At 65.3% G+C, this 21,253-nt stretch carries 23 protein-coding genes, 1 tRNA gene and 1 pseudogene; 16 read left to right on the top strand and 9 right to left on the bottom strand.

What is annotated here, in order from left to right; translation table 11 throughout:
- Positions 1-17 precede the first annotated feature (17 nt).
- The 12 genes and pseudogenes from JF52_RS0111285 to JF52_RS18025 all read left to right on the top strand — a co-directional run.
- Complete coding sequence (locus tag JF52_RS0111285; protein ID WP_033106691.1) at positions 18-620, top strand: MT-A70 family methyltransferase; 603 nt, start codon at positions 18-20, stop codon at positions 618-620.
- Positions 620-817 carry a hypothetical protein gene (locus JF52_RS0111280; protein WP_033106690.1) on the top strand — a complete coding sequence of 66 codons (198 nt, stop codon included), beginning with the start codon at positions 620-622 and terminating at the stop codon, positions 815-817. The genes JF52_RS0111285 and JF52_RS0111280 overlap by 1 nt, the downstream gene beginning before the upstream one ends.
- 104 nt (positions 818-921) lie before the next feature.
- The gene (locus JF52_RS0111275; RefSeq protein WP_033105362.1) at positions 922-1,326 is read left to right on the top strand and encodes a hypothetical protein; all 405 of its coding nucleotides are present in this window, start codon (positions 922-924) and stop codon (positions 1,324-1,326) included.
- A gap of 2 nt (positions 1,327-1,328) precedes the next feature.
- Positions 1,329-2,354: a DDE-type integrase/transposase/recombinase gene (locus JF52_RS0111270; protein ID WP_152594825.1), complete on the top strand. Its 1,026-nt coding sequence runs from the start codon at positions 1,329-1,331 to the stop codon at positions 2,352-2,354.
- Positions 2,355-2,524: 170 nt separating this feature from the next.
- Positions 2,525-2,728 carry a hypothetical protein gene (locus JF52_RS17290; protein ID WP_152594877.1) on the top strand — a complete coding sequence of 68 codons (204 nt, stop codon included), beginning with the start codon at positions 2,525-2,527 and terminating at the stop codon, positions 2,726-2,728.
- On the top strand, positions 2,721-4,856 hold the full coding sequence (locus tag JF52_RS17285; RefSeq protein WP_152594876.1) for a type IV secretory system conjugative DNA transfer family protein: 2,136 nt from the start codon (positions 2,721-2,723) through the stop codon (positions 4,854-4,856). The genes JF52_RS17290 and JF52_RS17285 overlap by 8 nt, the downstream gene beginning before the upstream one ends.
- A 166-nt stretch (positions 4,857-5,022) precedes the next feature.
- Complete coding sequence (locus JF52_RS0111255; RefSeq protein ID WP_084595811.1) at positions 5,023-5,865, top strand: replication-relaxation family protein; 843 nt, start codon at positions 5,023-5,025, stop codon at positions 5,863-5,865.
- Positions 5,862-6,155: a hypothetical protein gene (locus JF52_RS0111250; protein WP_033106688.1), complete on the top strand. Its 294-nt coding sequence runs from the start codon at positions 5,862-5,864 to the stop codon at positions 6,153-6,155. The genes JF52_RS0111255 and JF52_RS0111250 overlap by 4 nt, the downstream gene beginning before the upstream one ends.
- Entirely contained in the window at positions 6,152-6,958 is an 807-nt protein-coding gene (locus tag JF52_RS0111245; protein WP_033106687.1) for a hypothetical protein, read from the top strand. Before JF52_RS0111250 ends, JF52_RS0111245 begins: the two co-directional genes overlap by 4 nt.
- 162 nt (positions 6,959-7,120) lie before the next feature.
- Entirely contained in the window at positions 7,121-7,957 is an 837-nt protein-coding gene (locus tag JF52_RS0111240) for a recombinase family protein (RefSeq protein ID WP_084595810.1), read from the top strand.
- A 61-nt stretch (positions 7,958-8,018) separates the two neighbouring features.
- Positions 8,019-9,469 (top strand): IS3 family transposase gene (locus JF52_RS0111230; protein WP_235272326.1). Its coding sequence is split into 2 segments (ribosomal slippage): positions 8,019-8,394 and positions 8,394-9,469, totalling 1,452 coding nucleotides; the frame shifts between segments, so codons are not numbered across the junction.
- 74 nt (positions 9,470-9,543) lie between these two features.
- Positions 9,544-9,606 (top strand): annotated as a pseudogene (locus JF52_RS18025) (hypothetical protein); the annotation flags it as partial.
- 552 nt (positions 9,607-10,158) lie between these two features.
- On the opposite strand, the gene JF52_RS0111220 reads toward JF52_RS18025, so the two are convergent.
- The 5 genes from JF52_RS0111220 to galU form a co-directional block, all read right to left on the bottom strand.
- Positions 10,159-10,458, bottom strand: a complete 300-nt coding sequence (locus tag JF52_RS0111220; protein ID WP_033106685.1) for a hypothetical protein — start codon at positions 10,456-10,458, stop codon at positions 10,159-10,161.
- Between the two features lie 94 nt (positions 10,459-10,552).
- Positions 10,553-10,628, bottom strand: a tRNA-Ala gene (locus JF52_RS0111215).
- Between the two features lie 54 nt (positions 10,629-10,682).
- The gene (locus JF52_RS0111210) at positions 10,683-11,543 is read right to left on the bottom strand and encodes a hypothetical protein (RefSeq protein ID WP_033106684.1); all 861 of its coding nucleotides are present in this window, start codon (positions 11,541-11,543) and stop codon (positions 10,683-10,685) included.
- A 75-nt stretch (positions 11,544-11,618) separates the two neighbouring features.
- The gene (locus JF52_RS0111205) at positions 11,619-12,248 is read right to left on the bottom strand and encodes a GNAT family N-acetyltransferase (protein WP_084595841.1); all 630 of its coding nucleotides are present in this window, start codon (positions 12,246-12,248) and stop codon (positions 11,619-11,621) included.
- Positions 12,249-12,271: 23 nt separating this feature from the next.
- Positions 12,272-13,159 carry a UTP--glucose-1-phosphate uridylyltransferase GalU gene (gene galU, locus JF52_RS0111200; protein WP_033106682.1) on the bottom strand — a complete coding sequence of 296 codons (888 nt, stop codon included), beginning with the start codon at positions 13,157-13,159 and terminating at the stop codon, positions 12,272-12,274.
- A 50-nt stretch (positions 13,160-13,209) separates the two neighbouring features.
- Here galU and JF52_RS0111195 point away from each other — a divergent pair, with 50 nt between their 5' ends.
- The 3 genes from JF52_RS0111195 to mscL are packed head-to-tail and all read left to right on the top strand — an operon-like array spanning position 13,210 to position 14,529.
- Positions 13,210-13,806, top strand: coding sequence for a 5-formyltetrahydrofolate cyclo-ligase (locus tag JF52_RS0111195; protein WP_033106681.1), 597 nt, complete (start codon positions 13,210-13,212; stop codon positions 13,804-13,806).
- A gap of 15 nt (positions 13,807-13,821) precedes the next feature.
- Positions 13,822-14,094 carry an FmdB family zinc ribbon protein gene (locus JF52_RS16975; protein ID WP_033106680.1) on the top strand — a complete coding sequence of 91 codons (273 nt, stop codon included), beginning with the start codon at positions 13,822-13,824 and terminating at the stop codon, positions 14,092-14,094.
- A gap of 27 nt (positions 14,095-14,121) precedes the next feature.
- Positions 14,122-14,529: a large conductance mechanosensitive channel protein MscL gene (gene mscL, locus JF52_RS0111185; RefSeq protein ID WP_033106936.1), complete on the top strand. Its 408-nt coding sequence runs from the start codon at positions 14,122-14,124 to the stop codon at positions 14,527-14,529.
- Between the two features lie 61 nt (positions 14,530-14,590).
- Here the strand turns inward: mscL and JF52_RS0111180 are convergent, their stop codons facing one another.
- Positions 14,591-14,791, bottom strand: coding sequence for a hypothetical protein (locus JF52_RS0111180; protein WP_033106679.1), 201 nt, complete (start codon positions 14,789-14,791; stop codon positions 14,591-14,593).
- Positions 14,784-18,446, bottom strand: a complete 3,663-nt coding sequence (locus JF52_RS0111175; RefSeq protein ID WP_052167019.1) for an ATP-binding protein — start codon at positions 18,444-18,446, stop codon at positions 14,784-14,786. The genes JF52_RS0111180 and JF52_RS0111175 overlap by 8 nt, the downstream gene beginning before the upstream one ends.
- A gap of 211 nt (positions 18,447-18,657) precedes the next feature.
- On the opposite strand from JF52_RS0111175, the gene JF52_RS0111170 reads away from it, so the two are divergent.
- Positions 18,658-19,167, top strand: a complete 510-nt coding sequence (locus JF52_RS0111170; RefSeq protein ID WP_033106678.1) for a methylated-DNA--[protein]-cysteine S-methyltransferase — start codon at positions 18,658-18,660, stop codon at positions 19,165-19,167.
- 57 nt (positions 19,168-19,224) lie between these two features.
- Here the strand turns inward: JF52_RS0111170 and JF52_RS0111165 are convergent, their stop codons facing one another.
- Entirely contained in the window at positions 19,225-20,859 is a 1,635-nt protein-coding gene (locus JF52_RS0111165; protein WP_033106677.1) for a solute symporter family protein, read from the bottom strand.
- Positions 20,856-21,203 (bottom strand): DUF485 domain-containing protein, encoded by a 348-nt coding sequence (locus JF52_RS0111160; protein ID WP_052166983.1) that lies wholly within the window; start codon positions 21,201-21,203, stop codon positions 20,856-20,858. The genes JF52_RS0111165 and JF52_RS0111160 overlap by 4 nt, the downstream gene beginning before the upstream one ends.
- Between the last annotated feature and the right edge of the window lie 50 nt (positions 21,204-21,253).

The following is a 21,253-nucleotide window of genomic DNA, read 5'->3' as shown; positions in this document are numbered from 1 at the left end:
GAGAGGAGTACATCGACATGACAACCACCACCAAGTACAAGGGCAAGAAGTTTGCGGTGATCTACGCAGATCCGCCATGGGACATCGCCCAGAAGGGCGCCCGCGGAGCGGTCAAGCACTACGAACTTATGACACTCGCGCGAATAGAAGCACTACCGGTCGCAGACCTGGCTGCTGACAACGCCACACTTCTGCTGTGGACGACGAACGCCGCCCTACCTGGGGCGCTCGAAGTCATGAAGGCGTGGGGCTTCGAGTACAAGACGAACGCCGTCTGGGACAAGTACTACATGGGACTCGGGAACTACTTCCGCGGCTCCCACGAGATCCTGCTGCACGGCGTGCGCGGTCGCGCACCATTCAAGTTCCGTGGGCAACGCTCGACGCTGCTGTTCCCACGTCAGGGCCATTCGCATAAACCCGAGGAAATGATCCCGCTCATCGAGCGCGTCCTCGACGGCCCGTACTTGGAACTGTTCGCGCGTCAGCGCCCGAACAGTCATGCCGATTGGTCGATATGGGGCAACGAATGTGACGCCGATATCACCATCCCTGGCTACCCAGTGCCCAGCGACTTCACCCGCGGCATGGCCGCACATGAGGGAGCAGGTGATGAGTGATGGCCGACGACACTCCCCCAAACATCGTGCAGCGCTTCTTCCGCGCCTGTCTGCTCGTCCTCGGCGGCATCGTCGCCCTTTGGCTCGCGCTCGAACTCCTCGCCCAATTCTGGGGCTGGTTGCTGCTGATCGCTGCCATCGCGCTTATCTTGTGTGCCGCGGTCTGGGCCTACCGCTACTGGTGGGGTGGGCGATGAGAAGCTCAAGCAGGTTCACCTCTGTTATGTCGTTGTGGAATAGACAACGCCCCTCTTTGTCAAGCTGGTTGTGAGTCGTTCATGATCAGTAGGGAGTCAGGGTGATGACTGTCAGTCCAGGGTTCACGGCCACGGAGATCCGTGAGATCGTGCACGAGTATCAGGTGCAGCCGCACGGTCAGAAGCGGCCGTGGCTCGCCGCGCGGGGCGTGTCGTATGCCCGGCTGCGGCGGTGGCGCGACGCGGTGTTCGAGGGTGACCTCGACCGGGGGCTGGTCCCGCGAGAAGGTAGTGGTATGACGATCCCACCGAGCAAGCGCACCGCGCTGGAGAAGCAGCGTGCGAGAGAACGCGCCGCGCATGAGAACGAGGTGACGCGGTTGACCGCGCGGGTGCGGGAGCTGGAGGACACCAACGATGCGCTGGGAAAAGCTATCGGGCTCTTGCACGCGATGAGCGAGCCAGAGCCCGCCGAGATCCCGACGACGACCGATCCGTCGAGTTCCTGAGCATGGAGAACGACCTCGTGGCGGAGTTGGCCTGGATCACCGGATCCCAGCGGCAGGCGCTGGAGCTGACGGGGGTGTCCCGGTCGACGTGGCACTACCGGCAGCACCCGCGGGACCGGGTCGCCGATCCGATCCCGCAGACCGAGCGGGCGTACCAGTCGCGGATCAGCGAGCCGGACCGGGAGAAGATCACCGAGCACATCCTGTCCGGGTGGGCGGGACAGAACTCCGTCGATCACGCGTTCGCCTCGGCATGGGACCAAGGGATCATGCTCGGCTCCCGCCGCACCTGGTGGCGGATCGCAGCGGAGATCGAGGACCAGATGCTGCGCCCGAAGGTCCCGGCTCGTAAGGAGCGCACGGCGCCGCGGAACAAACCCGTGCTGAAGGCGACCGGCCCCGGGCAGGTTTGGACGTGGGATATCAGTGACCTGTACTCGCCGTGGCGTGGGGTGGTGTTCAAGGCGTACAAGATCACCGACATCTTCTCCCGTGAGATCGTCGGATGGCGGGTCGAGGACCGTGAGGCCGACCACCTCGCCGTCGAGATGTTCGCGCAGGCGATCGCCATGCACGGCACGCCGTGCATCGTGCACGCCGACAACGGCGCCGCGATGAAATCGAACCTGCTGCGAGACTTCCTGAAAGAGCAGCACGGCACTGAACTGTCACACAGCCGGCCGTACGTGTCCGATGACAACCCCTTCAGCGAGGCGGGATTCCGGACCATGAAGTACCGGCCGGGCTACCCGAAAGTCTTCGCCGACCTCGACTCCGCCAGGGCATATCTCGGCGAGTACGTGCCCTGGTACAACCAGGAGCACAAGCACTCCGGTATCGCGTTGTTCTCCCCGTCCCAGGTCCACGATGGATCCTGGCGCGAGGCCTGGCAGACACGCGAACACGCCCTGCAACGCTACTTCGAGGCGCACCCGGAACGCTTCCGCGCCCGCCCGAGCACACCCACACCCGCTGGCACGGTCGGGATCAACCTGCCCAACGAGAAACCACAAAACAAGGCCGCGTGACTCCACACAGCTTGACATCGCTCGCGCCCGTTCAAAACGATTGACAAATCAGGCGTTCGAGTTCATAACAGTCCCCATTACGTCGAACCGGCTTATGCCTATCGACGAACCCAACGTCCTTCCGCGACCGTTACGCGAAACCAAAGCCGAGGTGGGAAGGAGGTTCACGCATGACCAGTCATGCCCGCGGCAAGCGCCGCTATCGCAAAACTCAAGGACGCCGTGTCTGGGTCTTTTCGGAGCTCAACCACGACCTCCGTCCCGAACAGGTCGCGAAGATCATCACGGTTGCGGGCCTCGAGCAGGCACGCCTCGAAGTTGCTGCCCAAGCGCACGCGACAACGCATACAGACGAGGAGGCCAGCCATGCCTGACTCATTCGTTTTCACACGGCTCTTTCTCGCCCGACCGCTCAGCGCCTCGACAGTTGCTGTCATGCTGATGCGCCTTGCTTCAAGCGACATCCGGCGTCCCGTGGCATTCGAGCTGCAGGCCCGTAACGAGGGCATTGTCGCGACGTTTGGCTGCGCCCCAACGGCGGTTCACCGCCTGAAACGGCTCTTTGGCGGCATGGCGCCCGGACTCCGGTTTGAGGCCGCCAAACGCGCCGACATGGCCACGGTCAACCGAGTAACGGCCCGCCCAGGAGGGCTGCCACTGGCGGACGTGGAACCGGAGCAGATCGTCGGCAGCATCTATCAGGCGCTGGCCAGCCGCCGGAAGGAGGAAGTCGTCGGCATCCAGGTCGTACTGGGTGCGGTTCGTCGGCCTCAACAGTTGTCGGGCGCTCCCCTCGACCCACTCCAGCCACTCGGTTCGCGGATCCTCGACGGCGCACGTCCAGCGTCAACAGATACACGCAAACGTCTACACGAGCATGCTTCTGAGGTTCGCTTCGAAACGACGCTTCGCATTGGCGTCACTGCCGAGACGGTCAAACGAACCCGTGCCTTCACCTGGGAGGTCTTCGGTGCGTTCCAGCCTTTGGAGAGCCCCGGTGTTCGGCTGTCGCTGGTTCGTGACTCGGCGTCACGTTGGAAGTCCGGACGCCCCGGTGGTGGGAGCAAACTTCGCCTCCGCGTCGACGAACTCGTACCGCTACTCGGATGGCCGCTCGGCGAGCGCGACTACCCCGGCGCTCCGGCCGTGCACCCACGACTGCTGCCGGTTCCAGAGATCGTGTCGCGCACTAAGGGGGTATTCGCAACCGGGACAGCGCCCGGACCAGTCCGCCCGATAGGCCTCGACCCACAGAGCCGCCTCCTGCACACCCTGGTACTCGGGCCGACGGGCTCCGGCAAGTCCACGTTGCTTGAGCATCTGATTCAAGAGGACATCAGAGCGGAGCGCGCCTGCTGCGTGATCGAACCGAAGGTGCAGCTCATTAACCGCATCCTCGACACAGCGCCCGCTGAGGCAGCCGGTCGCATCGTGGTACTCGACGCCAGCGACGAGGATGCACCCGTCGGGTTCAACCCGCTCGACGTCGGCGATCGCGATCCAGACATTGTCGTCGACGGCATCCTCTCCGCCCTTGCCGCTGTTTTCCACGACGGCTGGGGACCACGCACCGAGTACCTGATTCAGGGATCGCTTCTCTCGCTCGCACGGGCGGGCCAAGTTCGCGGTGAGCCTTACACGCTCATCGACCTGCCCCGACTTCTCACCGATGCCTCGTTCCGTCGCCCCGTCATCGCCGCCGTGCAGGGCGACCTGACACTCGCCGCATTCTGGGATGAGTTCGAAGCCATGCGTCCCGGGCAACGCGCCGCCGCGATCGCGCCGAGCCTTAATAAGCTTCGCAAAATTGTGATGCGAAAGCCCCTCGTGCGTATCCTCGGGCAGTCCCAGCCACGCTTCCGGTTGCGCGACATCTTCCGGGAACGAAAGACCGTTTTAGTGCCGTTGAACGATGCGCTGGTGGGCGCAGGGGCATCCAAGCTGCTAGGGAGCCTTATCGTCGCCGAACTGTTTCTGGCCACAACTGAGCGCGCAGCCGAGAAAGACCCGATGAAGCGTCCCGGCATGATCTTCATCGACGAGGTGCAGAACTATCTGCATCTGCCAACACCTATCGGGGATGCCATGAGTGTCTTCCGTTCCTACGGCGTTGGCCTCCACGTCGCACACCAATATCGAGAGCAGCTGCCTGCCGCCATGCGCTCCGGATTCGATGCGAACGCCCGCTCCAAAATTTGCTTCCCGCTCGAACAAGACGATGCCCACGACATGGCGAAGCAAGCGCCAACGCTCAACGCTGAAGATTTCAAAGCACTCCCCAAGCACCACGTCTATGCGCGACTCGTGGCCGGTGGAACGACCACCGAATGGTGCTCCGCATCAGTCCTCCCGCCGCTCCCCGAGACCGGCGCAGGCAAGACCATCCGCGAGGCAAGCCGTCGCCTCTACGGAGCCGAGCCGACCGCCACATCGCCGCAGCCAGTAGCGGCCACGCAGCAATCGCCATCGGCACCAACGCACCAGAAGGCGAGGCGAACATGATCGGCTTCCTCTGGCAGACGGGATCCGGTCAGTATTCCGCTCGACGTTCGTGTCACCACGATCAACCCCCAGCGTTGTCGCCCCTGTTCCGCCCCTTCTGGCCACTTCCTGGCTGGGACTCCCGCTGCGTTGCAGCGGATCTTCCGACCACAGGCCGGAGGCAGCTATGAGTGCCCAGCGGGTCGCCCGGCTCGAGGAACACCTCAGCCTCCGCGACATTCGCATACTCGAAGACGTCGAACGATTTCGGCTCCTGAGCACCCGCCAACTCCAACGACTCCATTTGCCAGCCGCACCACTCGGCGACCACGCCACTGTCAGCAGCGCGACCCGAGGCACAACGCGCGTCCTGAACCGGCTCGAGCAGTTGCGCGTCATCGCCCGCTTGGAGCGGCGCATCGGCGGCATCGCACACGGCTCCGCTCTCATCGTCTGGCAGCTCGGCGCAGCCGGTGACCGCTTCCTACGCGCCCGACGAGGCGACCGAGGGCGACGACGCTACGAAGAGCCGGGACGCACCTTTATGCGGCACATGCTCGCAGTCGCTGACACCGCCGTCAGCCTGATCGAACAGGCGAATGCTGGACGCTTCGAACTCTTGGAGCTCGAACTCGAACCGGCCTGCTGGCGAAGCTTCACCAGCGGCAGTGCTGCGGAGATCACGCTCAAGCCCGACCTTCTGGTCGTCACCGCAGATGCCCACACCGAGACCCACTCGTTCATCGAAGTAGACCTCGGCACCGAGCACATACCCGCAGTGCTCCGTAAGTGCCGCATCTACCAGCGATACTTCGCCACCGGGACGGAACAGGCAGCTCGCGGACTCTTCCCGGCAATCGTCTGGATCGTGCCCGATCCCATCCGCGCCAAACGCATCCGCGACGCCATCGCCGCCGACCAAACCGTCACATCGAACATGTTCTGGGTCATCACACCGGAGTCCATGAACCGTCAGCTTGCCCCGTATCCGGAACCCATCACTACCTCACCGAAAGGAGGAACGATATGAACTCATCAACCATCACCACCGTCAGCCCAGACGAGACCGCCAAGGCGATGCAACTCATACAAATGGGGCTCGCCCTGGATCCCGAAGCACGCTCGGAAACGCTTGCACGGCTCATCGCCGGAAGCGTCCACGGCGGCATTGACACTGCGCTGTGCTGGTTTGCCGGCACCGGAGAACTCCGAGCCGAAACAGCGCTGGCCGAACTCAACGACCTCCGGGTGCCCTTCGAGCAAGAGGGTTGGGTCGACGCCCTCGGGCGATACGTCCTCGCCACCGGAGGCCGATCATGAACGAGCACGAACCCCGACCAGCCGCGCAATCAGACGATGCCGATTGGCGACGTCTCGAAGTCGCGCACCAACGCTTCAATGAGCGCATTACAGATGGCATCGCGATGGCGATGGCCGAGAAGGGCGAGATCAGCGACAGCACAGCCCGCATGATCGCCCACGTCCTTGGACGAGCTTTCGGCCGTGAATCCGAGCTCGCAAACTTCGGTCGTACTGGAGAAGCCAACTACCTCTCGCTGCGCGACGAGTACCTCCATCTCTACAGCAGCCCCAGCGCCGACGCATACGTGAGAGAAGCGATCGACTGGTTAGGCACGTACCTCGTCCAGCGAGAGAACTACGGCAGCGGCCGACAGTTCATGAACGAGCATCTGCCACCGAAACTCGACAAACTGCTCGTCCGCACGGACCTGTACGTCCAAGGCATCCCCTACCGAGTGCATCTTCCGGCCTCCGTCGATAGCGGAGGAACCGACGCGCTGTGCGAAGAACTCATCAACCTGGATATCGAGAAGGATGACGCACTCCAGGCATTTCTTTCCTTACCCGACGTCGACGCCACCACACCACAGCTCATGGAGGCATTCCGCGAAGCCCACGCCGGCAGCTACGAGAACCACGAGCAAGCGCTACGAGCACTCAGCCCACTCGAGGACTGGGAGAACGAGCTTGCCGACTGGTGCATTGATCACGGCGTCGACTTCGAAGCGCTCCAGTGGAACTACGAGCCACTGATAGAGCGGCTCCGCCAGATCTATGACCTCGTGGAAGTGAAGGGGTACATTCATGCGTTCGCCAGCTAGCCCGTGGAACTTCCCATGAACGCGCTAGCGCGAGGTGAAAACTACATCGGACATGCGCCCCCGGTCGGCAGCGATGAAACTGCCGTGGAAGCTCCGTTTGGACTGGACTTCCTCGCCCAGAAGAGGGTTAATCCGGAGGACCTAATCGAAGGAGGGCCCCTAATGAGCAATCTTGACGCTTCTACACCGATCGCTTTCACTGCCGCGCCACCAGCTCTACGACCTGTCGTGATTGAGCTGAACGAAGCGGATGGCGCGCTCAACCTCACGACGTCGACCGCGTTCGGGGGTGCTGACGTCCCGGTCGGATCACGCGCAGTGACGTATCTCCGGGTGTCAAGCAAGGGGCAGGTCAACACTGACTACGACCCCGAGGGCATCTCGATCCCAGCCCAACGCGTCTCGTGCCAGCGCAAGGCAGAACAACTTGGCCTCACAATCGTCGCGGAGTACGTCGAGCCGGGTAAATCCGCCACGGAGATGACAAAGCGCATCGCCTTCCAAGAAATGCTCGAACGCATTCGGCGTGACCGGGATGTCGACTACGTCATCGTCTACAAGCTGTCGCGTTTCGCCCGAAACCGCATAGACGACGCGGTGGTGATGGCAGACCTCCAGAAGCGTGGGGTTAATCTGATCTCCGCTACCGAATCGATCGACGCGACACCCGTTGGTCAACTGATGCACGGCATACTCGCCGCATTCAACGAGTACCGTTCCCGCGAAGATGGAGCCGACATCGCGTACAAGATGGCTCAGAAGGCCAAGAACGGCGGCACGCTGGGACGCGCACCCCTTGGCTATCTCAACGTCACGGAAAATGTCGACGGGCGAAAGATCAACACCGTCGCGATCGACACCGAGCGAGCACCATTCGTCCAACTCGCGTTCGAGCTTTACGCCACCGGAAACCACACCTACCAGGACATCGCCGATGAACTCACCGATCGCGGCTTGCTCACTCGCGCCACATCGCGAAGCCCTACGTGTCAGGGTTGAGTGAGTCCACCGGTTTATAGCAAGTCCGCCTCGTGGGGCGAGTTGAAGGATCACCAATCTGATGAGTTTGAGTTCCCCGGTCGCGGTCGTCGCGGCCGATGATGGAGTCGTGAGCGCACCCTCGATCCCGGACGGGCCGACGCGTCGGCGTTCGTTCTCGCCGGGCCAGAAGTTGCAGTACCTGTCCGAGTACGAGGTCGCGTGCGAGACGGGTGAGGGCGCGGGATACCTGCGCCGACATGGCCTGTACTCGTCGCTGATCTCGGAGTGGCGCAAGCAGCGCGACGCGGGTCTGCTGGAGGGCAAGAACCCCGGCGAAGCGGTCGGTCGTCCCAGCGCCGCGCAGGCCGAGAACGCCCGGTTGAAGGCGCAACTGCGGAAGGCCGAGGTGGAGTTGTCGATGACGCGGACGGCGTTGGAGATCATGGGAAAAGCGCACGCGCTCTTGGGGCAGATCTCCAAGAGCGCGGACACCGACCCGCGGCGCGGGAAGCGCTCATGAACACCTACGTCGAACTGGCCGCCGCGGACGTGCCGACCCGGCAGGCGGCAGCCCTGACCGGCGTGGCGCGTGCGACCGCGACCCGCGCCGCCTCCCGCGCACGCCGACCGGACCCCGAGCCGCCGTCGGCTCGTCCTGCCCCAGCGAACAAGCTCTCGAGCGTCGAGCGGTCGCTGGTGCTGTCCACGCTCAACAGTGACGAGTTCGTCGACAAGCCGCCGTTGCAGATCTATCCCATCCTGCTCGAGCGCGGCGAATACGTGGGCTCGGTCTCGACCATGTATCGGGTGCTGCGCGAGCACACGCAGGTACGGGAGCGGCGCCGGCTCGCGACCCATCCGCCGCGGAAGGTGCCGGAGCTGATCGCGACCGCCGTCGGGCAGGTCTATACCTGGGACATCACGAAACTCGCCGGCCCTGTCAAAGGCACGTACTACGACGCGTACGTGATGATCGACATCTTCTCCCGCTACATCGTCGGCGCCATCGTGCACGCCTGCGAGGACGGCCTACTCGCCAAGGAGATGATGACCGACGCGTTCGGGATCCACGGCACCCCCGAGGTCGTGCACTCCGACGGCGGCCCCTCGATGACGTCGAAGACCGTCCGCACCCTGCTCGCCGATCTCGGCGTGACCGCGTCCCGCTCCCGACCGCACGTGTCCAATGACAACCCCTACTCCGAAGCGCTGTTCAAGACGATGAAGTACCTGCCCGTCTTCCCCGACCGGTTCGTCTCCCTCGCCCACGCACGGCAGTTCCTGGACGAATTCGTGCACGCCTACAACCACCACCACCGGCACACCGGCATCGGCATGCACACGCCCGCCGACGTGCACTACGGGCACGCCGACGCCATCGACCGCGACCGAGACGCCACACTCGAGGCCGCCCGCCGCGCCCACCCCGAACGGTTCACGACGCGACAGACGCGACCGAAGATCCTCGACCGAGACCCGGCCGCGTGGATCAACCAGCCACCAACCGACGAGATCCAACTCGCCGCCTAACACCCACCGGCCTCACTCGCCTTGACAAATTCCGAAGGCCTGCTGGGCCAGTCTCGGATACCAAGATCCAACAGATGCTTCGTGATCGCTACTACATCGGAGAGATCACATATAAAGACGAAGTCTTCAAGGGACGCCACACTCCGCTCATCGACGAGGGGGTGTTCGACGCTGTGCAAGGGATCCTCGAAACACGAGGTGTGTCGGGAGAGCGTCGCCGCCGCTACACCCATTATCTCAAGGGCAGCATCTGGTGCGGGCACTGCCGCCTTGAGCGCAACTCCAACCGGCGGCTGATCCAGCAGCGCTCCGTTGGCAAAGGTGGCGGCGAGTACTGGTACTTCTTCTGCAGAGGTTCCCAGGACGGCACGTGTGACGCACCATTCGCCAACGTCGACAATATCGAAGCCGCAGTCGAGGAGCATTACAAACAGGTCGAACTCAGCCCCGAGTTCATACACATCGTGCGCGACAATCTTGAGCGCGCCATGCGTGACGAAGCCAACGCTGAGCATTTGCGCCGCGCCCAGCTCGAAGACCGACTCGTCGTTCTTCGGGCGAAGGAAGACAACCTGCTCGACCTCGCTGCCGACGCTTCGCTTCCTAGCGAGCGCATCCGCCAACGACTCCGCGAGCTTGGTCGTGAGCGGGAGAGCGTTCGAGAACAACTCGATACTGCCACCACAGACCTAAACGCGGGTAAAGCACACATCGAGGCGTTCCTCGAGCTGCTTACCGATGTTCGGGCGCTTTACGTCGCCTCCAGCGACGACGCACGACGCGCGCTGAATCAGGCGATATTCAACAATCTCTACGTCGCCAACGATGACGTCATTGGTGACGACATCAAACAGCCACTCAGGGAACTCCTCGCGGCACAGCGCGGCTGGACGGCCTACAGCGCCGACTTGGGTAGCACAGCGGCTGACGCGAGCGCTCAAGCCGAAGCCGCGCGCCACACCGGGCCACAACAAGAAGAGACCGCCCATATGGGCGGTCTCTTGGGATCAGATCTCTCGGGTCGTCTCACCGAAGCGATCCTCGCCGGCATCGAAGAGGACGGCGATTCTAGTAAGACTCTTATGGTGGACCTAAGGGGATTCGAACCCCTGACCTCCTCGATGCGAACGAGGCGCGCTACCAACTGCGCCATAGGCCCGTGAACCTCAGTTAGATTATCACGCTCCACAGGTGGGCTGCGTCGCGATGGTGCTCAGCCGGCGGCGCGTCGTTCGAGAAGCTGCCGCACATGCTGCTCGATCTCGGCGTCGTCGACGAACCCCATCCGCGCGTACGGCGAGGTCGCTTCCTTGGCCGCGGGCAGCGACACCGGCGCCGGCGCTGCCATCTCCTCCGCACGCTCGCGAAGTGCTGCGACGCGCGCGGCACGGCGCAGCGCCTGCTGCGCGTCGATCTCGGCCCGCGCGATCTGGGTGGCCGACCCTGCGACCTGCACCAGCGGCGCCGGCAACGGCCTCGGTGTCCACGATGTACGGCCCTGATCGTGCAGCGGCGGAGAGACACGACCCGCGGCCGTGCTCTCGGTGACGACGGAGACGGGGCGACGAGCCGCACGTCGTGACACTGATGCCATCTTCTGCAGCGTCATCGCGGCCACGAGTGCGAGAGAGCCGCCGGTCCAGACGAGCAGCTGCGCGCCGCCGCTCAGCAACTGCCACACGCCGAGTCCTGCGACGACCAGCCCTGCGATCAGGAGCACCGTCGCGACCGCACGCACCCGCCGACGGGCACGCGCCTGCCTCACGACGGGGTCGGTGCGGGTCGCTGCGAGTTCCTCACGGAGCCGTACGAGCTCGACCGACTCCTTCTCCGACTGCAGCCGTTTCGCAAGCTTCTGCTGGGCGTGGGCGGTGCGGGCGTTGAGCTCGAGGTGCACTTCGGCCGGCGTCTCGCTGGTCTCGGCGAGCACGCGCAGGGCCTGGTTCAGCCGGACCGCGTTGCGTTCGGAGGCGTTGTACTGGTAGCGACCGCGCCAGGAAGGCAGCAGATACAGCATCCAGAGCAGCACGGCGACGAGGACGATCACGCCCCCGCTCAGCACCGGCCCATCCATAGGGTCAACGGTATGCGACCCGGTCGCCCCTGCCCCTCACCCCGGGCGCGTGTCGCGACCGGGCGTGGACGATTCTCAGATCGAGAGCCGATCCGACGGCGGAACCATTGCGGCGTCTTGCGGCGCTCGCCCGTGGATCCAGCGGTTGAGCACGCCCTCTGGTGCATCCTCACGAGTGAGCGCGAAGGCGTAGTGGTCGCGCCAGTCGCCGTCGATGTGGATGTAGCGGCGTCGGAGTCCCTCGTAGCGGAACCCGAGCTTCTGCACGACGCGCAGGCTCGCCTCGTTCTCAGGACGGATGCAGATCTCCATCCGATGCAGGCCGAACTCCCGGAACGACGCATCGGTGGCGAGGGCGACCGCCGTCGGCGTGATGCCCTTGCCCGCGAACCGCTCGCTGACCCAGTACCCGATCGTCGCCGAGCACAGCGACCCCCGCGCGACGCCCCAGATGTTCAGCTGGCCGGCGATCTCGCCGTCGTGCTCCATCACGAACGGGTATCCTCCGCCGTCGCGGTACTGCTGCAGCAGGCGACGGATGCTGAGGCGCATGTCGAACGACGCCGATCCGTTCGGGATCGTCGCCTCCCAGCGCTGCAGCCACGAGCGATTGTTCACCAGTTCGTGCTGCAGCACGCGGGCATCGCGGGGGCGGACGAGCCTCAGCTCGACCGGACCGTGACGGTGCCCCGGCAGCAGATCCATGCGCATCCCCGCCCTCGAAACGCCTAGAGGCGCTCGCTGAATTCCTTCAGCCACGGCCGCAGTTCGGCGCCGAGGTCGTCGCGATCCGTCGCGAGCTGCACGATCGCTTTGATGTAGTCGACGCGGTCGCCTGTGTCATAGCGTCGTCCGCGGAAGACGACTCCGATGACACCAGGGCCCTCCGAATCCGCGGCGAGCTCCTGCAGCGCGTCGGTGAGCTGGATCTCTCCGCCCTTGCCCGGCTCGGTGCGCTCCAGAATCGGGAACACAGCTGCCGGCAGGATGTAGCGGCCGATGATGGCGAGGTTGGAGGGGGCGTCCTCCGGAGAAGGCTTCTCGACAAGCCCCGTGACGCGCACGATGTCGGTCTCGTCGGTCTGCTCGACAGCCGCGGCACCGTAGAGGTGGATGCTCGAGGGGTCGACCTCCATCAGCGCGACGACGGTCGCGCCGGTGCGCTCGTTGATCTCGATCATGGTGGTCAGCAGCTCATCGCGCTCGTCGATGAGGTCATCGCCGAGCAGCACGGCGAACGAGCTGTCGCCGACGTGCGCCTTCGCGCGCAGCACCGCGTGCCCGAGCCCCTTGGGCTCGCCCTGGCGCAGATAGTGGATGTCGGCCAGGTCGCTCGACTTCATGACGCGCTCGAGGCGGGCCATATCGCCCTTCTCGGTGAGCTTCACCTCGAGCTCCGGCACGGAGTCGAAGTGATTGGAGATCATGTTCTTGTTGCGGCCGATGATCACGAGGATGTCATCGATGCCGGCTGCGGCGGCCTCTTCGACCACGTACTGGATCGCCGGCTTGTCCACCACCGGAAGCATTTCCTTCGGCATCGCCTTGGTCGCGGGCAGGAACCGCGTTCCGAGGCCAGCTGCCGGAATGACTGCCTTCATTTTCTGGTGTCCCATCAGGCCAGCTTAGCGGGGGCTCCTCACTCATCGACACGTAGACTCGAGGCATGTCCACCGATGTCGAGCACGAGAAGCGCGCGCTGCGCGCCGAGCTGCGCGAGCGGCGGCAACTGCTCTCAGACGCACAGCGCGCGACCGCGGCATCCGGCATCCGTGAACAGCTCGATGCCCTGATCGAGGCGCACTCGGCCGAATCGATCTCATGCTTCCTCTCGGCCATGACAGAGCCCGGCACCCGGGAGTTCGTCGCCGCAGCCGTGCAGCGCGGCATCCGAGTCCTCCTGCCGGTCACGCGCGCGGACGGCCTGCTGGACTGGGCGGTCGCCGACGACACCGACGAGACCTCCGAGGGGCTCTTCGGATTGCCGGAGCCGACCGGCGAGGTTCTCGGCCCGATCGCCGTGAACGACGTCGATCTCATGATCATCCCCGCCGCTGCCGTCGACTCCACGGGCATGCGGCTCGGCTGGGGCCGCGGCTACTTCGACAAGACCATCGGATCCATGGAGAAATGCCCTCCCGTGTACGCCGTGATCTATGATTCCGAGGTACTCGAATCCCTCCCGCGCGAGGTGCACGACCAGCCGGTCACCGGCATCGTGACGCCCACCCGCACGCTCACCCTGTCGCCATCGCGACCCTGATCCACCCGAGACGATATGCCCACCTATGCCTACGCCTGCACATCGTGCGGCCACAAGTTCGACGCCGTCCAGAGCTTCTCGGACGACGCTCTCGCGATCTGCCCCGAATGCGGCGGCGCGTTGCGCAAACAGTACGGATCGATCGGTGTGACGTTCAACGGCTCCGGATTCTATCGGACCGACTCTCGGAGTGGCTCTGGCGGAAAGGCCGATACTTCGTCATCATCGAAATCGGAACCGTCGACAAGTGCCAACCCGGCGCCTGCTGCGGCTCCAGCCTCTTCCTGAGGTCTGCATCGAAAGATGGGGGTTCCCGTGTTCCAGGGATTCAAGGAATTCATCACCAAGGGCAATGTCATCGATCTTGCTGTGGCCGTCGTCATCGGCGGTGCGTTCACAGCGATCGTCAACGCTGTGGTCTCAGCGATCATCACCCCACTCGTCTCGCTGTTCTTCGACGCGGGTGCGACGGGTGAGATCGGCATTCAGATGACCGGCATCTACAGCCAGGAGGTCACATTCCCGATCGGCGATCTGATCTCGGCCATCATCAGCTTCCTCGCCGTCGCGCTGGTCGTGTACTTCGTGTTCGTCGTGCCGATGAACAAGTACAAGGAGCGCCAGGCTGCACGCAACCCCGCGGTCGAGGAGGAGACCCTGCCGACCGAGCAGGAACTGCTCATCGAGATCCGCGACGCGCTCCGCAGGGATGCATTGAGCTGACCGGAGCAGCTGCCCGGGCCCTCATCTCCTTCGGGAGGTGGGGGCTTCCTGCTGTTGTCCGTCAGTAGTGCGGTGGCACGTCGTCGCGCAGGCGTGCGTCGTTCGGGCCGGCGTCGCCATGGGGTTTCCTCGTACGCGCCGGATTCGTCACGACGTCCGGCGAAGGGTCGGTGTCAGGTGCCGGGGTGAGCCGGGCACGCCTGCTGCCCGGAACCCGCACGATGCGCTGGCGGGCCGGTTCGTTCGACTTCGCGTCAGGCATCGCCGGGAAGGTCGATCGGCTGCGTGTCCGTGTCGGAGCGCACGGTGTCCTCCGCGATGCCGAGCACCGCCGCGATACGCGACGCCGCCGTGACGGGGTCGCTGTAGAGGTCGAACGCATGCACGCGCACATAATGCCATCCGAGCCGGCGCAGCACGTGCGGGCGCAGCCGCAGCGTCTCTCGCAGCGACTCTCCACGTGACTCGGGGTCGGACTCGATGACGACGGCCTTGCCGCCGTGCTGCGCGACCAGCGGCAGCAGACCGCGGTAGTCGACGTCGACCGAGGCGCCCAGCCTGCGCAGTTCGCGTGCGAGAGCGAGGGTGAGGGGATCAGCGAGATCCTCGAGACGAGAGTCGCGCCCGCGTGCGGCGAGTCCGCCCAGGATGGACATGAGCGTGGATGCGCCGTGCTCCAGGCGTCCGTCGTCGAAGGACGAAGGGCGGATGGACGACACGAGCACCATCGAACGTCGCGCCCTGGTCATTCCCACGGTCAGCAGCCGTTCACCGTCCGGTGTGGACAGGTCACCGAAATCGCTGAGCACACGGCCATGCTTGGTCAGGCCGTAGCCGAGCGAGAAGATCACGCGGTCTCGGCTCTCCGCGACCGACTCCTCGAGGGTGAGGACGGCGAACGGCTCCGCCGTGTAACGACCGACGAAGTCGGCGACGTCCGACCGGCCGGCGAACGCACTGGTGACCGCCGCGCGGACGCGCTCGGAATGACGCGCACTCGCCGTGATGACCATGAGCGACTCGGACGGGCGATGCACGGCGTGCTCGACCACGAGCGTGACCACGCGGGCCACCTCGGCGTCAGGGCTCTCGACAGCGCCCGAGATCGGATCCGGTGCGCCGACGCCGCCCTCGACGTAGTCGACGGTGAGGCTGCCGCGCCCGAGGTACGAACCTGCCCACGGCAGGGAGATGATCTCGCCGCCGTAGAACGCGTCGTTGATGAGTTCCGCCAGGTCTTCGCCACCGGCGCGGTAGCTGCGGGTGAGCGTCATCACCGGCAGAAGCTCGGCGAGGCGCTCGAACACCGAGACGTCGTCGAACGGAACCTCCGCCTCCCATTCGCGATCGGCGTCGACAGCGACCTCGAACGGCGTCGGGCGCTGGGTGACCGGGTCGCCGAACGCGACCACCTGGCGCGCCCTGCGGATCGCGGGCGCGGCCTCGGCGAGGTTGATGGCCGCAGCATCCACCAGCATCACAGCGTCGAACTCCACCGAGTCGGGGATCTCCGGCACCTGATACGGCGAAGATATCCACGCGGGGGCGAGCACGTTCATGAGCGTCGGCGCGGCACTGATGATCTCTGCGGTCGACGGCACTCCCTGCGTGAGCGCACGCCGCAGATGCTGGGACTCGGTGGGCTCGTCGACGATCGCGATGCGCCACTGATTGGCCAGCTGCCATGCGAGTAGTGGGCCCGCCATCGACGCGTGCGCCTCGTCCACGAGGCGGAAGTCGCGCTCAAGCCGGTCGACCACCGCGGTGTTGGCGCCCAGCAGGGCACGGTCGTCCTGCAGCGCGCGCTCGAGCAGGGACTGCCACCAGGCGAACTCCAGCTCCTCCGCGACCTGATCCTCGGCGACGTGACGCACGGAGAGCTCCGCAAGCAGCGGCTCGAGCCCCAGCGTCGCGAGAGTGTCCCGGATGGTCGCACGCTCGACCAGGTTGTCGAACACATCCGAGCGGGCGGCGAGCCCGGCGAGGGTGCGCACCAGCCGCTCGACGGGAAGCGTCGCCAACGGCTCACGTCTGCCGAGGGCGACGTCGAGCTCCGCCAGCTCAGCGCTGACCCGCTGCCAGGAGCCGTACACGTCGGAGAGGCCGAGCGGGATCTCCGGGGCGACACCCGCGTCGACGAAGCGCTGCCACTGCGTGCGCTGCTGCTGGATGCGCAGCAGAGCCTCGTGCATCTCGGTGATGTGCACACCTGGGCGCACATACTCCTTGGCGAGGCGGCGCAGACGACGCCGGTTCGCGCCGGACATGCCGGGCGAGTCGCGCCGCGAGCCGTGAGCCTGGATGAGTTCGCCCAGTGGCCGCTCGAACACGGTCGGGCTGAAGCGGTCGAGCGAATCGCGGATGCCCTCGATCAGCCGCAAGTACTCCCCCAGTTCGTCGATCGTCGCGAACGGGCGCATATGCGTCTGGGAGATGAGCTCGTAGCCGCGCTCGAGCAGGGCGGGGACGCTCGAAGCGTGCAGTCTGCCGGCCAGCTCATGCGCGGAGCGAGCAGCCTCGGTGCTGGAGAAGCTCACCCCGTACCAGGGCGAGTCGTTCGGACCGAAGCGGAACTCCCCGAGTCGTGCCGCCTGCACCAGTGCCCCAGCTGCCGCGGTGCGGTCACCGGCGAGGCGACGCAGCGTCTCGGTACTCAGCCGCGCCGTCGTCGAGGGGGGCGTCGGAAGCGACGCGAGCCTGGCGAGGTGGCGGGTGGCGTCCAGAACAGACACGTCGAGTCCTGCCACGGGAGCCGTGAGCGCCTTGCGGTAGTCACGCAGCACCGTGCGCAGGCGCACCAGAGCATCGTCCACATCGCTGACCTTGGGGGCGGTCGCCTTCTCGTTGCGCCCGATCGCGCGGACCAGATCGCGTCGGACGCTGGCAGGCGACACCGCGAGACTGTCCAGGGCGATGCCCGCCAGCCTGTGGCGCACTCCGTCGAGGGTCGAGCGACGAGCGGAGACGACGAGGACGCGCTTGCCGGCGCGCACCAGCTCGCCCAGCGCGTTGATGACGGTCTGCGTGCCGCCGGTGCCAGGAAGCGTGGCGACCACGAGCGAGTGCCCGGCGGCGATGCGGGTCAGCACGGATTCCTGTTCGGCATCGGCATCCAGCAGCAGGGTGTCCGAGGCGGGGGCGCGATCGTCCGCACTAGTGATGTGCGGTTCGGGGCGGGCCGCCGTGACCTGCTCACGGTCGGCGACGTGGCCGGCGAGCGCGTTGAGGAGTGGGTGATCCAGCGATCTGCCGTCACTGGTCATCGCGGCGCCGACGTCTGCGAACGTCGAGACGACCAGGCGCGGCAGGACGGTGAAGGTGTCGATGGACTGGGTCGCCGCGCGCAGCCTGTCGATCACGGGCTGCGGCTTGAAGATCCCGCCGTCGTATGCGAGTGCCGCAAGCGCATCGGCATCGATCGTGATGCCGAAGTGCTCGCGGGTGACGCGCACGAGCTCGGGGTTCACGATGAAGGCGCCCTGCAGCTTCAGCTCGAAGTCGGTGTGGTGCCGGCGGATGGCGAGCGGGCGCAGCAGGACAGGGGCGGCGAAGTCCGCCCCGCCGATGCGCCACCCGGCGAGTCCGACGGCGAGATGCACGGCCTCGATGCCGCGCACGGTGCGCAGTTCGGTGTGCTTGGCCGTGATGCGCTCGGCGGCGAGGCGTGCGGTGCGCAGCCCGACCTCGTCACGGAACAGGTTCGAGAGCAGAGTCGATTTGCCGGTGATGAACTGCGGCAGGCTCCCGGGGTGGGCGCGGGAGATGTCGATGCCGCCCTCGACCGTGTCGCGGTAGGTGACCAACGGCGATGGCCCACCGAGATCGGCGGCTTCGGCGCGGAGTCTGGTGCGTTCGGCGTCGGCGATGTGCCAGGCCACGATGGCCGTCTGGTCGCCCTGTTGGTCGCCGAGAGTCATCGCGGCTTCCGCTGCCGCGGCATCCGCGGCCTTCTCTTCACGTCGCCACACACAGGACAGACTAGGCTCCGAGCCTGCGCACTCCCGGTATCCCGGGCGGGCTTCACCGGATTGATCCACTTTTCCTGCACATCGGGGGCTGAATCGGCTCTTCTCCCCCACCAGCGGCATCGAACGCACGGACGTCGGCCGCGCACGTCAGGATGGGGTCATGACCTTCCGCTACGACTTCGCCCCCACTCCGTTCGGCGACGCACTCGTGGTCTTCTCCGACGAGGGGATCGTACGCTTCGACCTTTCCGAGTCGTCCGATCCCACCGTTCCCTGGCTTCTGGAAGGCATCTCCGCCCGACTCCACGAGGTGCCGGTGCCCGACCCGGGGGCGGCCGATGAACTCGCGCATCTGCTCGACGACTACTTCGCAGGTGACGCGGTGCGCTTCGACGAGCATGTCCGGCTCGACTGGCGCCTGATCGACGGATTCCATCGCACCGCGCTGCAGACGATCGCATCGATCGAGTGGGGTCAGACGATGAGCTACGGCGAGGTCGCCGTGGTCGCAGGAAGCCCGGGCGCGGCGCGCGCGGTCGGTACCGCGTGCCGGCTGACGCCGTTCTCGATCATCGTGCCGGTGCACCGCGTCGTGCGCTCCGACGGCAGTCCGGGGCAGTACGGCGCTCACCCCGAGCACAAGCGCTATCTGCTCGACCTGGAGCGATAGACGACAGGAACCCCCGAGGTGTGGGCCTTCGGGGGTTCCTGCTCCGGCTGATCTCCGCTAGTGCTCCGTCGCCTTCTCGGCGCCGAACCCGGTGAGCGAGCGCACGTCCATCTCGGCAGCGAGCTGCGGAGATTCCGCTGTGCGGCTCGTGATCGTGCCGAGCCAGCCCAGGATGAATCCGAGCGGTATCGACACGATGCCGGGGTTGTTCAGCGGCCACAGCACGATGTCGATCCCGGGGATCATCGCCGTCTCCGATCCCGAGAACACCGGGGAGAACACGATCAGCAGGATCGCCGAGCCGAGACCGCCGTACATGCTCCACACCGCACCGCGCGTGTTGAAACGGCGCCAGAACAGCGAGTACAGGATCGTCGGCAGGTTCGCGGATGCCGCGACGGCGAACGCCAATGCGACGAGGAACGCGATGTTCTGCCCCTGCGCTCCGATTCCGCCGAGGATCGCGAGAATGCCGATGACGACCACCGTGCGCCTGGCGACTCGGACTTCCCCGTTCGGATCCGGATCGGCGGCTGTGCCGTCGGCGTTCTTGCGGTTCTTCTGGATGATGTTCGCGTAGATGTCGTGCGCGAACGACGCCGCCGCCGTGATCGTGAGCCCTGCCACCACCGCCAGGATCGTCGCGAACGCGACTGCCGAGATGAAGCCCAGCAGGATCGGACCGCCGAGGTGCTGAGCCAGCAGCGGCGCAGCCGAGTTCACACCTCCGGGCGCGGCCAGGATGGCGTCGGCACCGACCAGTGCACCGGCGCCGTAGCCGAGCACGAGCGTCAGCAGGTAGAACCCGCCGATGAGCCAGATCGCCCAGACCACCGACCGACGCGCCTCCTTCGCGGTCGGCACCGTGTAGAACCGCATCAGCACGTGCGGCAGCCCCGCCGTGCCGAGCACCAGAGCCATGCCGAGGGAGAGGAAGTCCCAGGGGTTCGCGCCGTACTGGAGCCCTGGTGCGAGTACCGCCTCCCCTGCAGGCGACTTCGCGACCGCGGCCTCCAGCAGGGTGTTGAGGCTGAAGCCGTTGAGCGCCAGTACCCAGATCGTCATCACGACGGCGCCGGCGATGAGCAGGACGGCCTTGACGATCTGCACCCAGGTGGTGCCCTTCATGCCGCCGATGAGCACGTAGACGATCATCAGAACGCCCACGACGCCGATCACGATCGACTGCCCGATCCGTCCGTCGATGCCGAGCAGCAGCGAGACGAGTCCGCCTGCTCCTGCCATCTGTGCGAGCAGGTAGAAGAAGCACACCGCGAGTGTCGTGATGGCCGCAGCCATCCGCACCGGACGCTGCTTCAGGCGGAAGGAGAGCACATCGGCCATCGTGAACTTGCCCGTGTTGCGCATCAGCTCGGCGACCAGCAGCAGGGCGACCAGCCAGGCCACGAGGAAACCGATCGAATACAGGAATCCGTCATATCCGTTCACCGCGATCGCACCGCAGATTCCGAGGAAGGATGCCGCGGACAGATAGTCACCCGCGATCGCGATGCCATTCTGGGGCCCGGTGAAAGAACGTCCGGCCGCGTAGTAGTCCGCCGCCGTCTTGTTGTTCCGGCTTGCGCGGATGACGATGAACAGCGTCACCGCGACGAAGGCTGCGAAGATCGCGATGTTGAGGATCGGATTGTTGTCGGCTGTGGTCGTGGTGGACATCGGGATGACATTCATGCCTGAGCCTGCGCCTTCTCGAGTTCCTCACGTATCTCCTGCGCCTTCGGATCCAATTTCCGATTCGCGAACGAGACGTATCCCATGGTGATCGCGAATGTCGTCACGAACTGCCCCAATCCGAAAAGCAGTCCGACGGTGATATCTCCCCATACCCGCTGGCCCATGAAATCCGTCGCGAATGCGGCGAGCAGCACATATACGAAATACCAGATCAGGAAGAACGCGGCCATCGGGAAGATGAACGAGCGCTGCGTCTTCTTCAATTGCCGGAATCGAGGTGATTCCTCGACAGCGATGTAGTCGATTCCACCTGCCGATTCTGAGTCGATTCGGTCGGTCATGGGGCCTCCTTGCCACATGTCGGGAACTCGCATGGTGGCACCGTGCGAGT

Source organism: Microbacterium profundi (assembly GCF_000763375.1).
GTDB classification, from domain to species: domain Bacteria; phylum Actinomycetota; class Actinomycetes; order Actinomycetales; family Microbacteriaceae; genus Microbacterium; species Microbacterium profundi.
The sequence above is the reverse complement of the archived record's forward strand: the minus strand, read 5'-3'. Positions and strand labels throughout refer to the sequence as shown.

Bases quoted from the DNA above. Each gene is read 5' to 3' on its own strand.
- JF52_RS17290 (WP_152594877.1), top strand. From the start codon at position 2,525: ATGACCAGTCATGCCCGCGGCAAGCGCCGCTATCGCAAAACTCAAGGA.
- JF52_RS0111160 (WP_052166983.1), bottom strand. From the start codon at position 21,203: ATGACCGACCGAATCGACTCAGAATCGGCAGGTGGAATCGACTACATC.
- JF52_RS0111175 (WP_052167019.1), bottom strand. From the start codon at position 18,446: ATGACTCTCGGCGACCAACAGGGCGACCAGACGGCCATCGTGGCCTGG.
- JF52_RS0111285 (WP_033106691.1), top strand. From the start codon at position 18: ATGACAACCACCACCAAGTACAAGGGCAAGAAGTTTGCGGTGATCTAC.
- galU (WP_033106682.1), bottom strand. From the start codon at position 13,159: ATGGGACACCAGAAAATGAAGGCAGTCATTCCGGCAGCTGGCCTCGGA.
- JF52_RS0111275 (WP_033105362.1), top strand. From the start codon at position 922: ATGACTGTCAGTCCAGGGTTCACGGCCACGGAGATCCGTGAGATCGTG.
- JF52_RS0111165 (WP_033106677.1), bottom strand. From the start codon at position 20,859: ATGAATGTCATCCCGATGTCCACCACGACCACAGCCGACAACAATCCG.
- JF52_RS0111180 (WP_033106679.1), bottom strand. From the start codon at position 14,791: ATGCCTGACGCGAAGTCGAACGAACCGGCCCGCCAGCGCATCGTGCGG.
- JF52_RS0111195 (WP_033106681.1), top strand. From the start codon at position 13,210: ATGTCCACCGATGTCGAGCACGAGAAGCGCGCGCTGCGCGCCGAGCTG.
- JF52_RS0111205 (WP_084595841.1), bottom strand. From the start codon at position 12,248: ATGGATCTGCTGCCGGGGCACCGTCACGGTCCGGTCGAGCTGAGGCTC.
- JF52_RS0111240 (WP_084595810.1), top strand. From the start codon at position 7,121: ATGAGCAATCTTGACGCTTCTACACCGATCGCTTTCACTGCCGCGCCA.
- JF52_RS0111170 (WP_033106678.1), top strand. From the start codon at position 18,658: ATGACCTTCCGCTACGACTTCGCCCCCACTCCGTTCGGCGACGCACTC.
- JF52_RS0111245 (WP_033106687.1), top strand. From the start codon at position 6,152: ATGAACGAGCACGAACCCCGACCAGCCGCGCAATCAGACGATGCCGAT.
- JF52_RS0111255 (WP_084595811.1), top strand. From the start codon at position 5,023: ATGAGTGCCCAGCGGGTCGCCCGGCTCGAGGAACACCTCAGCCTCCGC.
- JF52_RS17285 (WP_152594876.1), top strand. From the start codon at position 2,721: ATGCCTGACTCATTCGTTTTCACACGGCTCTTTCTCGCCCGACCGCTC.
- JF52_RS16975 (WP_033106680.1), top strand. From the start codon at position 13,822: ATGCCCACCTATGCCTACGCCTGCACATCGTGCGGCCACAAGTTCGAC.
- JF52_RS0111250 (WP_033106688.1), top strand. From the start codon at position 5,862: ATGAACTCATCAACCATCACCACCGTCAGCCCAGACGAGACCGCCAAG.
- JF52_RS0111280 (WP_033106690.1), top strand. From the start codon at position 620: ATGGCCGACGACACTCCCCCAAACATCGTGCAGCGCTTCTTCCGCGCC.
- JF52_RS0111220 (WP_033106685.1), bottom strand. From the start codon at position 10,458: ATGGGCGGTCTCTTCTTGTTGTGGCCCGGTGTGGCGCGCGGCTTCGGC.
- JF52_RS0111210 (WP_033106684.1), bottom strand. From the start codon at position 11,543: ATGGATGGGCCGGTGCTGAGCGGGGGCGTGATCGTCCTCGTCGCCGTG.
- JF52_RS0111270 (WP_152594825.1), top strand. From the start codon at position 1,329: ATGGAGAACGACCTCGTGGCGGAGTTGGCCTGGATCACCGGATCCCAG.